Origin of the sequence: Paraglaciecola sp., from assembly GCF_030730205.1 — a bacterium.
In the GTDB taxonomy this organism is placed as follows: domain Bacteria; phylum Pseudomonadota; class Gammaproteobacteria; order Enterobacterales; family Alteromonadaceae; genus Paraglaciecola.
In genome coordinates, this window is the sequence record NZ_JANQVQ010000295.1 from 18,570 (window position 1) to 30,632 (window position 12,063).

Consider the following 12,063-nt stretch of genomic DNA (forward strand, 5'->3'; position numbering starts at 1 on the left):
GCAGGGCTCAAATTAATCTGCTTTAGAGAACCGTATTTGACCGCCAATCCATGTTTGTAATACTTGAGTTTGCCAAATATCTTGTGGCTTTATGGTAAAGATATCTTGGTCAACTAAAATGAAATCCGCCCATTTACCCACTGTCAATCCACCCAATATTTTATCTTGATGAGCTGCATATGCAGCATCGAGGGTAAAGGCTCGAAACGCTTGCGTAATGGTCATTGCCTCTTCAGGGATCCAACCTCCAACAGGTTGATTTTCTCTATCTTGGCGGGTGACGGCGGCATGCAAGCCAAAAAATGGGTTAGCTAATTCAACTGGGAAATCTGAACCAAAGGCCAAGGGGGAGCCCTGCTCTAAAAACGTGTGCCACGCATACGCGCCTTTCAAGCGTGTTTTACCAATCCGGTCCTCTGCCATATTTTTATCACTGGTGGCATGGGTCGGTTGCATCGATGGAATAATACTTAAGCTTAAAAATCGGGGTATATCGTCTAGCGATACAACCTGAGCATGTTCGACACGGTTGCGAAAATCCTGGCCTCCAACTCGTTTAAAACTGTCTTCAAATTGGTCAAGAACCTTCCGATTAGCACGGTCTCCAATGGCATGAAAATTCAGTTGAAAGCCGTGAGATAAAACCAAATCAAAAAGAGGCTTAAATTCTGACTCTCGGGTGAGTAAAAGCCCGCTGTTTTGTGGCGCATCAGAGTAGGGTGCTAATAATGCCGCACCTCGGCTACCCAATGCACCATCACCATACGCTTTTACACTGCGAATGGATAAATAATCATACTGGTCTTGTACAAAGCCTTTTTGAAGCAGCGCGCTTAAATTAGGGTCACTAGCAGAAATCATTGGGTAAATACGCACTGGTAAAGAATGCTCAGCGACACGTTGCTGATAATAATCGTATACACCTTCGCTAATTCCAGCATCGTGAGTACTTGTTATCCCTACAGATAGTAAGTGTTCACCTGCAGCGTTTAGCTTGTTTTTCATGCTGTCGATTGAAGTGCGAGGGAGAAGGCTGGTCACTAATAAATCAGCATTGTCGATAAGTACTCCAGTGGGTTGGCCGCTTTGGTCGCGAATAATTTTTCCACCCGGCGGATCCAAGGTTTCTTTGGTAATACCGGCGAGGGCTAGCGCCTTACTATTTACCCAACTGGCATGACCGTCAACCCTTGAGAGGACAACAGGCCGATCGCTAATATACTCATCTAATTGTTGTGCGGTAGGAAAGGCTTTGTCAGGCCATAGTACTTGATTCCACCCTCGGCCTGTTATCCAAGTTAAATCACTGTGTTGGTTGGCATAATCTCTGACTTTCTGAGCCGCTAAATTCGCTGAGCCAATATCTCGTAGGTCAACTTCGAGTAGGGTTTCTCCCAAGCCCATCACATGGCCGTGGGCGTCAATTAGACCCGGCAACAATACCTTGTTTTGGCCATCAATCTTATTTGCTTCTGGATATTTATTATTGAGTTCATGATTGCCGATGGCGATCACTTTACCGCCATCAAAAATGAGGTTACTAAAGGAAATCAGTCGACCGTCATTGTCTAGTGTATAACCTCTTACATTTGATATTTGTGTTGGCGCTGCAGATACAACACAGCTCATTAAACTGATGACAAGCATCAACCAATTTCTCATAGTATTCCCCTATTTCATCTTGTTATTCTTGGTTTTGTCGTTGCTTAGAGTTCTAGGTAACTGTTCAAACATATCGACTATGTTGTGTCACAAAATAGTCTTTAAAGCAACAAACTAGGCGGAACCTCTAAATGGTTTATGTGCCAAATTTGCTGCATCTTGAGCTGATCAATATTACCGCCTGAGAGTAGTACTAATACAGTTTGTGGACTGGTTTTGTCTGCCAACCACTTGCATACCGCGTCCATACTCATGGCGCATGTAGGTTCAACGTGTATTTTTAGTAGGTGCTGCAGCCATTGAGTCCAATACGCAATTTTCTCTTCATCGACTTCATGGATAGCATCAAGTTGTTGTAGAAACGGAAAAGTATGCTCGCCAACGGCCAAAGTTGCGGCGCCATCAGCAAGTGTCGCAGGAGAGTCGGCTAAGGATTGTATCTTACCTACTTTTACTGAACGAGCAGCGTCATTGCCTAAGGCTGGCTCTACCCCGATAACCGCACAGTCAGCGAAGAGACTTTTGGCACAAATATACGTACCTGCCACTAAACCACCACCACCAAGTGGCGCAAAAATACTATCTACCCTGCCTGTTTGTTCAAGTGCATCAGCCGCAACAGTACCTTGTCCGGCAATAATATCAGGATGATTAAAGGGTGGAACCCACAGGGTATTTGCCTCAGTGGCCGCTTGTTTCACTAATTCGTCGGCTTCTTTGCGGGTTGCACTTAAGCGTAAATCTGCACCATAAGATCGGGTAGCAGCCGCTTTCACACGGGATATATTTTGCCCACTGTACACGGTTGCCCGTACTCCAAGCATTTTAGCGGCATAAGCGACTGCTTGCGCATGATTGCCTGAACTGCTGGCTACAATATGATTGGCTAAACGCCCTTCTTCTTGGGCTTTAAGCAGCATATTTAAAGCACCGCGTATTTTAAATGCCCCCACTTTTTGTAAACATTCCGCTTTAAATAAGATGCGATGTCCTAACCATTCATTGAGTAAAGATGATTCAAGGATTGGCGTTTTATTTATATAGCTCTGGATCCGGCGTTGAGCGGATTGTATATCATCAAAGGTAACAGAGTGCATGGCTAGTCTATTTTTTAAAAGGAGCATCATTGACAGGTCAATAGTCTAACATGGTGATATAGTTTATTTTTAATGGTGATTTAAAAATACTTTTAGGAGACACAATGGGTTTATTAGACGGTTTACTGGGCAATGCATCTGAAATTGATATCGAATCTGTGGCCGAAGAACTTGCGCCGATAATTGGTGAAACAGAGTCGGTTCAGCGTGTATTCAAAGTCATTAGAGATATGTATGTCTTTACTAACAAGCGCTTAATATTGATAGACAAACAAGGGATGACCGGCCGTAAAGTCGATTATCATTCAATTCCTTATCGTGCCATCACTCAGTTTAAATTAGAAACGGCAGGTCATTTTGATTTGGACGCAGAGCTTAAAGTGTGGGTATCTGGACAAGATAATCCTATTGTTAAAGAATTAAAAAAAGACACCGTGGTAGGCATTCAGCAAACTTTAGCTACCTATATGTTTGCCTAATAGCGAACTGCGTATTGCTGTTCGAACTACCCAAACACAGCTTGAAGACCTCGCTTGGTAGTTCGATATCTTTTTACTAAACACGTTTTACCTGCCTTATTTGGCCCAATAATGTGTTATTTCTGTCATTGACTGTTAGAACCAGTATGAGTCACACCATTGAAAAAAGGTAATACGCAAACATATGGCGCACAACACACCCCTCTCTTACCATTTTAAAGATACGCACCTTTGGTTTGATATGGCAGTACTTGCCTTGTTATTTGTGTTGGCTCATTACTACCCCTTACTCAAAATAGTTCCCTTAATCGCCTGCTTAGAATTATTCAGTTTTTTTAGTTTTCATCTGTTAGCCAAAAACAGTCGCTTTCAGTTGCAAGGCTTTTTGGGTGGGTTTATATCGAGTACAGCTGTTTTTTTGCAAGTACTCAATGAGCAAAAATTTTCGGCAAGCGCCGACAAAGATTTGCTGCTGGCATTGGTACTGGCCATCATGGCAATGCTGTCAGAATGTATTTTTATCATCTATTTTCTAACTGACGCGGCGCCAATTATTTACTATCTGCCTTTTGTCGTTCAACTCGTCTTTTTTGCACTTGTTCTGGTTTATATCAATACCAGCACTCATCCACGTTTTAGGGTTGAACAGGCGACCTCTCCTCCTGCAGATATTGAATTGCTGAATGATCATCCCATCGTGTGGAAAAATGTGCTGAGGATGTCTTTGTTTATTTTAGCCATCATCTGGACTATGCATTTTGTGGGTAACGAATTTGGTTCGTCTCGTAGTTTCAGTACCTTGCTGGTGTCGTTGTTTGAAGCTCATGCGGTTCTTGCTTCAGTGATGACCGAATGGACTTTGAGCCCTGACAACATTGAGCCTTTAGGCCTATTTTTGATTATCCTTTTGGGTAATACATTGAGCAAATCATATCTGGTCTATAAAGGCTCAAACTTGGGGCAAAAGGGTTTTCTGATTGCGGTAATAAGCGCTGCACTAGTCATTAGCGCAGCGCTTACCTTGCTTGTTGTAAAAGTTGGATTTAGTTAAGGTCTAAATCTATGTTTTGCGTAGCGACGAATGCTCGGGTTATTTCATACCGAAATGTTTGTCAAAAAAGTTGGTAATCGTTTTGTACAAGTGAATACCGGTATTCTTACCCCGAATACTATGTTTTTTGCCAGGATAATCCATTGCTTCAAAGGGGATAGCCAAGTCTTGTAAATGTTTATATAGCTTGGTGCTATTGGTAAACAGTACGTTGTCGTCGGCCATGCCATGATAAATAAGTAAGTCGCCCTTTAACTCTTTTGCATAAGGGAATACTGAAGACGCAGTATAAGCTTCTTTATCGGTATTGGGGTTGCCCATATAACGCTCAGTGTAATGCGTATCGTATAGCTCCCAATCGGTAACTGGTGCACCTGCAACACCCGCTTGAAAGTAATCGGGGGCTTTAAACATACTCATTAAGGTCATATAACCACCGTAACTATGTCCATGCACACCAATACGCGTTTCATCGACATAGGGCAAACTTCGTAAAAACTTCACCCCAGCGATTTGATCTTGTACTTCAATTTCTCCCATCGCTTTGTAAATCGGATCTTCAAATGCTTTCCCACGATAATTTGATCCGCGGTTATCTACGGTAAAAACCACATAGCCTTTGTTCACCCAATATTGCATTAACAAGCCACGGTTTCCGCCCCAACTGTTGGTTACCATTTGCGCGTGAGGTCCGCCGTACAAATAAACGATGACAGGGTGTTTTTCTTGCAGGTTTGTTGGCTTGTACAAACGATAATAGAGCTCAGTACCATCGTCGGTTTTAAAACTTGATATCTGTGGTTTCACCCACTGCGTTTGATAGGCATGAAGCGGATGCTCTTCATCAATGCTATTTTCACTCAACCACGTGATCTGACTACCATCAGCCCGGTGTAAACTTACTTGGGGAGGCGTATTGGTAGTAGAGAAATTATCCACGTAAATACTCGCATCTTGACTGAATGAAATAGAATGGAAGCCAGCACGTTGACTAATCCGTTTTATTTCACCGTCTTTCAGTGAGACAGAATACAAGTGACTTTCGGTGGGAGTATCTCTACGACCAGTAAAATAGATAAGTTGTTTTACTTCATTAATGGCTTCAATATCATTCACCACCCACGCGCCCTGAGTTAGTTGCTTAACTAACTCGCCGCTGGTCTTGTACAAATATAAATGTTTGTAGCCATCTCGTTCCGAGGCCCAAATAAAATGTTTATTATCAGCTAAAAAATGCAAATCATTATTCAGGTTGACCCAAGTATCGCTGTTCTCTTGTAATAAGGTGTTTTGGGTGTTTTTTTGTAAATGATACGCTTTCAGTTCAAGAGTTTGCTGATCGCGCGGTTGGATTTGGTAGCTAAGACGTTGGCTGTCGGCCATCCAGTCAACTCTGGCTAAATAAATATCTTTATTTTCGCCCAGATCAATCCATCGACTAGATTGTTTGGCTACATCTAACACACCCAATTTAATCGCTACATTGTTGGTGCCAGCTGAAGGATAGCGTTGGGTAATCATTTCAATAGAATCGGCATATATCTCACTTCGGGTGATTTCTTGCACAGGGCTTTCGTCAATTTGGGTATATGCGATGAAACGCTCGTCTGGTGACCACCAATAGCCAGTCATGCGGTTCATTTCCTCTTGCGCAACAAACTCAGCCATGGCGTTTTTAATAGGGCCTTGCCCATCATGGGTTAGGCGGGTTTCGACGCCATTTTTGATGTGCTTGATATACAAGTCTTGGTTACGCACGTAAGACACATAATTGCCCTTTGGTGACAAACGAAAATCTGTTTCAAATTCTGGCGTATCCAACAACTGAATCGCGTTTTTGTCACCCAATTTAAAATAGTAAAGATCCCCTGCTAAAGGAAATAACAAGGCCTTGCCATCTTTCGACCACTCATAACTCACTATTCCGCTGCCGCTCAAACGCATACGTTCACGACGCGCTTTTTCCTCATCAGATAATTCTTCTGGACCAGAGCTTAATTCATCAGAATTAAATAACATTTGAGTCTTTTTCGTTTTTAAGTCGTACTCCCATAGGTCAAGACGTTCGTAATCCGTTTCTTTGCCTTGCAAGAAAGTGACGCGTTTACCGTCTGGTGATACTTTTAAGCTGCGCGGGGCAGCACCTTCTAATGCAGGAGAGCTAAAGATGCGTTCTATGGTGAGTGTTTCGCTGTAACTTGTACTGGTCATTAAGCTGAGTCCACAAAGTAAAAGACAGGTGAGTTTATTCATTATTATCAGTATCCTGTTATTTCTGTCGTTATCTAGTCAGCTGAACATTGTAATCGCTCTCTACCCACAGGTAAAACATGTCTGATAAATTCCATGCTTTAGTATTAGGTGCCACAGGTTTAGTTGGAAAACAACTTGTAAATCAACTGCTTGTAGATAAACGTTATGAAAGCGTAACCTTATTGTTACGCAAACCTCTGGCGCAAAATCTGTTTATAGACTCAAATAAAAAACTGCAACCCCTTGTCATCGATTTTAATCGGCTCGATGAGTACCAAGGATATTTTGGCGCTGAGCATATCTATGTATGTTTGGGCACTACCATCAAAAAGGCTGGTAGCCGTGCAAACTTTCGTCGCGTCGATTTCGAATATGTGCATATTGCCGCCCAGCTCGCGCGAGCCCAACGAGCAGCAAGTTTTGTTTGGATATCATCGGTTGGGGCAAACGCAAAAAGCCGTAACTTTTATTTGCGTGTTAAAGGCGAGTTAGAAAATGCCATCATGAAGATGACCGGCTTAGAGCATGCTAGTGGAGTCAGACCTTCTTTGCTGTTGGGTGAGCGTGAAGAAAAGCGTTTTGGTGAATGGCTGGGGGCTTGCTTGGCTAAAATTATGGCACCTTTATTTAAAGGGAAATTAGCTAAGTATCGCCCAGTGAGCGCTTATGAGGTAGCAGCACAAATGATTCGTCTACAACGATTCTAGGGAGTAGGGAAGGTTGTATGGCTTCAGTAGGATTTCAGTTCAAGCATTTTTATATTGAGCATAGCCAGTGCGCTATGAAGGTGGGTACCGACAGTATTATGCTAGGGAGTTGGATTGCCCCCCAGGCTAGCAAAAACATCCTAGACATTGGCACAGGCTCAGGTCTATTGGCTCTCATGCTCGCACAAAAAACCGCCGAAGATTGCAACATTCTGGGAATTGATATTGATAGCAATGCAGTGCTTCAGGCACAAATCAACGCAAAAAACAGCCCGTGGGAACCGCGCCTCACCTTTGCCCATCTCCCCCTACAAACGCTGCGGCACCAAAGTGCGTTAGCGCAAAAATTTGATTTAATTATGTGCAATCCACCTTACTTTGCTGAGAATCATAAAACTAATCAACAAAATGCAGCCAAGCAAAATATGTCGCGGATTCAAGCAAGGCAAGTCGGTGCTTTAACGCATACGGAATTACTGCAACAGGTAGACTTTCATTTGGCACAATCCGGCTCTTTTTATTGTGTTTTGCCTAGCGATACAAGCAATGCATTTATCGAAAATGCGCTTAAACAAGGTTTATTTTTACAACATCAAATCCAAGTGCGAAGTACTGAGGGGGCAAAAATCATTCGTCAAATGATGAAATTCAGTCGATACTCAACTCAAGCTCAGTGTGACAACCTCGTTATTTATACGCAGCCAAAGCAGTATTCGCAGCAATATATCGAGTTATGCAAGGCGTACTATTTACGATTTTGAAGGAAGTTAAGTGAACGTGCTCAACTGAGCTGAATTAACCAATCAACCTTGATGGGAGTAAGTGATGCATACATCTAAGTTGCCAGACTCTATTCGTTCTCTGATTGAGGAGCTGCAAATTGTAGAAGTAACGTGGCAGGGCGTACCCATTCAAGTGCCTAAATTTGCTATCTATGCCATCTTATCAATGCCCTTGTTTGACCGAGTGATTTTTCAAAATGGTCGACAAATCGGCTTACTGCAATTTGGCCGTTATACCATCCCCGTACTTGACCCCTTCAAAGCCAATGTGGATCCCAGTCCTAAATTCGCGGTTATCATGAGCCACAGTCGAGATAACTTATTTGGTTTATACGCCTACACAGCTGATCACATCGAGTCGGGCATTAACCTTCCTATCTTCCATGGCTCTGTTTCTCGCATCGTAAAGGCCTATATATAAACTGCTAAAGGTGAGTAATTTTTACTTAGTAGCATGGAACAAGTGACTCACAATGAAGGGGCTATTTGCCACCTATAAGGCCGCAAAGTCAGTGTATTTGGGTTTTGCAGGATTGGAATAAACCTTGTATTAGTTATGCCTTAATAAGAAAGGTATTGAATTAACGGCCTAATCAACAAAGGTTTACAGCAAGTAATATTAACCTTGCCTGCGTTCACTACTAATAATAAGGAAGAATTGATGAACATTTTTACCAGAAGCTTGTTCGCTCAGCGTAGGCAAAGCTCACCGCAGATGGCCAATATGATTTCTTGTGTTTTATTGGTCATTGCAGTGATGTTAAGTAGTGGATGTGCGAGTAATCAAACTCAATCAGACTCCGTTACTAATGCTCAATCACAGGCAATGGAGATCGAAAGCTCCCATGGTTCTTTTACGCTCGCCCCCACGGTAGTTAGCTATGAACCAGAGAGCTTCAGCGATCCCCTTGAAAGTTTCAACCGGCCTGTGTTTGCTTTCAACGATTTTGTCTTCAAGAATATCTTTATTCCCGCCAGTCATGGCTATCAAGCAGTAGTACCAGAGCCTGTTAGAGGAGGGGTAAGTAACTTTTTCAGTAATTTACGGGAGCCCCTAAATGCGATTAATCATCTTTTGCAGGGCAAGGGCTCAGAATCTGGTAGCAGCGTAGGTCGTTTTTTGATCAATTCTACCGTAGGCTTATTAGGTTTATTTGATCCCGCTGACCATTGGTTTGACATAAAAGAACAAAAAGCCACTCTAAATCAGACCTTAGCTTCATACGACGTAGGATATGGCAGTTTTCTCGTGTTGCCATTTTTAGGGCAGACCGACACACGTAATGGCTTTTCTACCTTAATCGAAGGTATCGTGCATCCCATAAACACATTTGCGGACTCTCCTCAGACTATTTATCTGCAAAGTTATGGCAGCTTCCATGAGTTTGCCCCTCAAGCAGACAGTTATGAAACCTTAGAGCAAAAAAGTGAAGATCCATATTTGTTCTTTCGAAACCTGTATTTGCAAGGTGTGATGCGCGACCAACAATTTAAAGAGGGCGCGATGCCCAGCGAAGCATTTCAGCTTAATCCTTATTCAAAGGGGCAAACTTCCAATGTAGAGCCAACGGCGACGCAGAGTCAGTCCGCTACTTCTCAATCAGGGCAGGAGGACTAATATGCCTATGCTGGCGCGTTTTATTACTCAACATAACAAGTTGATGATTGGGTTGTTTGTACTTTTAAGTTTAATGTTAGGTTTTTTTGTACAGAACTTTCGAATTGATGCCTCTGCTGAAACTTTGCTGCTCAAAAACAATAAGCTCTACATCGAGTCTCAACTGATCAATCAACGATTTGCGCCGCAAGAATTTATTTTAGTGGCCTACGAGCCTAAGGAGGGTGATGTATTCTCTGAGCAATCTTTTCAAGCCATCACTCAGCTTAGCGAAGCTTTCAGTCAGTTGGATCGTGTCGAAGCGGTTACTCATATATTGAATGTGCCACTCTTATCGCAAGTGGAATCCCTTGACGCAAAATTAAATCCAGATGATTGGACTTGGCAAGCGAAACAATTTTCACCCGAGAATATGCGTCAAATATTTAATGAACATCCGCTGTATACCGACTTGCTAGTTAACCAAGCGATGAGCGCCACCGCCATCCAAATTGTATTTAAAAAGGATGAGCGCTTAAGTACCATTTACCAAGACATTACTCAGCTTCAAAAGAAAGTGCTCAGTGATGAATTGAGCGAAGACGATCAGCGAAAAATCGATGAGCTACGACAAGAAGCTGACCCTTTGGAGCAAAAGCTTAACAAGCAGCGCCAACAAGAAATTGCAGACATCTACAAAATTACTGAGCCATTCGAAAAGCAGGCTACTATCTATTTGGGTGGCGCCCAAGTTTTGGCCTTTCAATTGATTGATATTATTCAAAGCGACCTGGTGGTGTTTGGCAGTGCCATCGCTCTCATGATTTGTTTATTGCTATTTGTTATTTTTCAGCAACTACGCTGGGTGTTTATTCCGATAATTTGCTGTGCAATTAGTGTGGTTCTGACTATTGGCTTGTTTGGTTTATTGGATTTACGCACCACGGTTATCTCATCAAATTTTGTGGCCTTGCAGCTCATACTGACCCTTGCGATTGTTATCCATTTGCTGGTGGAGTACCGCCAGCAGGCAGAACAGCAACCAAAAGCCAGTCAACAGGAACTTGTGCAGCAAACGTTTATCAACAAATTGAGTCCATGCTTTTACGCTGGCCTAACAACTTGTGTTGGTTTTGGCTCTTTATTGTTCAGTGGAATTCAGCCTGTTGTGTCGTTTGGTTGGATGATGATAGTGGCGATGATAATTTCTATCTTAGTCAGTTTAATACTATTCCCCGCTATGGTGAGCTTGTTAAAACGTCAAGACAAAACGCAGTACCACCGACTTAGTCAATGGATAATCAATGGCCTGCAGCAAATCAGTATGGGCCATAGAACGCTCATTATGTTCATCAGTTTAGGTTTATTGATTGGCAGTGCGATAGGTCTAAGCAAGCTCAGTGTTGAAAACAGTTTTATTAACTATTTTGATAAATCGACAAGAGTGTTCAAAGAGTTATCGTTTATTGATCAGCAATTTGGAGGCTCAACTCAATTAGATGTTATTTACACCATCCCGCAACAACAACAAAAGAAGGACTTAGTGTTGAGTGCCGAGACCGTGCAGTCTTTGCAAAAAGTTCAATTTGTCATGAAGCAGTTTGAAGCCATGGGTAATGTCACGTCTATCGTTAACTTTACTGAGTTGGCGCAAATCATTAATCAGGGTAAACCTCTGACCGAATATGAATTAACAGTGATATATCGTTTAATTGATAAGTCACTGACTGAGCAGTTGCTTGGTTCGTATTTTTCGGTACAAACACAACAATTACGCATTAGCAGTCGCATCAAAGATACCACGGCAAACTTAAATCGCGCCGAATTTATTGAAACCTTAAAACAAGACATAGAAGGGGTATCAGTCGTTCCACACTCGTTTGTACTAGGCAATCTATTTGTCCTCTATCAAGACATATTACAGCGATTGTTCAGCTCGCAAATTTTGACTATGGGCATTGTCTATTCGGCTTTATTTGTGGTGCTTTTAGGTATTTTTCGCTCATTTAAAATAGCGCTAATAGCGATTATTCCCAATATATTGTCGACCATGTTAATTCTAGGAATTATGGGTTGGTTTAACATTCCATTGGATTTAATGACGATCACCATTGTTGCTATTGCAATGGGTATTGCAGTCGATGATACCATTCACTTTGTGCATCGATTTACCAAAGAGCTAAGGTCTAAATCAGCAGACGATGCCGTAGAAGCAACTTACGGCAGTATCGGCTTTGCTTTGTTGTACACCAGTTTTATCATCACCCTGGGCTTTTCCTTGTTAAGCTTTTCTGACTTTGTGCCCAGTGTGATGTTTGGCTTACTGACCGGTTTAGCCATGATGGTAGCCTTGCTGACCGATCTGACCTTATTGCCAGCTATGTTAAGTCGTTTTTGCAAAGGGGCTGAGCAAAAATAACCTTGCTTAATGCGCC

At 42.4% G+C, this 12,063-nt stretch carries 10 protein-coding genes; 7 read left to right on the forward strand and 3 right to left on the reverse strand.

Going from position 1 to position 12,063, the window contains the following annotated elements; all coding sequences use genetic code 11:
- Positions 1-12: 12 nt before the first annotated feature.
- Together NWQ57_RS18910 and NWQ57_RS18915 are read right to left on the reverse strand one after the other, a co-directional pair.
- Positions 13-1,662, reverse strand: coding sequence for an amidohydrolase (locus NWQ57_RS18910; RefSeq protein WP_306023737.1), 1,650 nt, complete (start codon positions 1,660-1,662; stop codon positions 13-15).
- Between the two features lie 101 nt (positions 1,663-1,763).
- Positions 1,764-2,759, reverse strand: coding sequence for a serine/threonine dehydratase (locus NWQ57_RS18915; RefSeq protein WP_306023738.1), 996 nt, complete (start codon positions 2,757-2,759; stop codon positions 1,764-1,766).
- A gap of 104 nt (positions 2,760-2,863) precedes the next feature.
- On the opposite strand from NWQ57_RS18915, the gene NWQ57_RS18920 reads away from it, so the two are divergent.
- Positions 2,864-3,238 (forward strand): PH domain-containing protein, encoded by a 375-nt coding sequence (locus tag NWQ57_RS18920; RefSeq protein ID WP_306023739.1) that lies wholly within the window; start codon positions 2,864-2,866, stop codon positions 3,236-3,238.
- Between the two features lie 184 nt (positions 3,239-3,422).
- Complete coding sequence (locus tag NWQ57_RS18925; protein ID WP_306023740.1) at positions 3,423-4,289, forward strand: DUF4010 domain-containing protein; 867 nt, start codon at positions 3,423-3,425, stop codon at positions 4,287-4,289.
- Between the two features lie 39 nt (positions 4,290-4,328).
- On the opposite strand, the gene NWQ57_RS18930 is transcribed toward NWQ57_RS18925, so the two are convergent.
- Positions 4,329-6,542: a S9 family peptidase gene (locus NWQ57_RS18930; protein WP_306023741.1), complete on the reverse strand. Its 2,214-nt coding sequence runs from the start codon at positions 6,540-6,542 to the stop codon at positions 4,329-4,331.
- A gap of 77 nt (positions 6,543-6,619) precedes the next feature.
- Between NWQ57_RS18930 and NWQ57_RS18935 the strand changes: the two genes are divergently transcribed.
- The 5 genes from NWQ57_RS18935 to NWQ57_RS18955 all read left to right on the forward strand — a co-directional run bounded on the left by NWQ57_RS18935 (position 6,620) and on the right by NWQ57_RS18955 (position 12,047).
- Positions 6,620-7,249, forward strand: a complete 630-nt coding sequence (locus tag NWQ57_RS18935; protein ID WP_306023742.1) for an NAD(P)H-binding protein — start codon at positions 6,620-6,622, stop codon at positions 7,247-7,249.
- Positions 7,250-7,266: 17 nt separating this feature from the next.
- The gene (locus tag NWQ57_RS18940; RefSeq protein ID WP_306023743.1) at positions 7,267-8,010 is read left to right on the forward strand and encodes a tRNA1(Val) (adenine(37)-N6)-methyltransferase; all 744 of its coding nucleotides are present in this window, start codon (positions 7,267-7,269) and stop codon (positions 8,008-8,010) included.
- A 64-nt stretch (positions 8,011-8,074) separates the two neighbouring features.
- Positions 8,075-8,452 (forward strand): hypothetical protein, encoded by a 378-nt coding sequence (locus NWQ57_RS18945; RefSeq protein ID WP_306023744.1) that lies wholly within the window; start codon positions 8,075-8,077, stop codon positions 8,450-8,452.
- 240 nt (positions 8,453-8,692) lie between these two features.
- Positions 8,693-9,649 carry a VacJ family lipoprotein gene (locus NWQ57_RS18950; protein WP_306023745.1) on the forward strand — a complete coding sequence of 319 codons (957 nt, stop codon included), beginning with the start codon at positions 8,693-8,695 and terminating at the stop codon, positions 9,647-9,649.
- Position 9,650: 1 nt separating this feature from the next.
- On the forward strand, positions 9,651-12,047 hold the full coding sequence (locus tag NWQ57_RS18955) for an RND family transporter (protein WP_306023746.1): 2,397 nt from the start codon (positions 9,651-9,653) through the stop codon (positions 12,045-12,047).
- Positions 12,048-12,063: the final 16 nt, after the last annotated feature.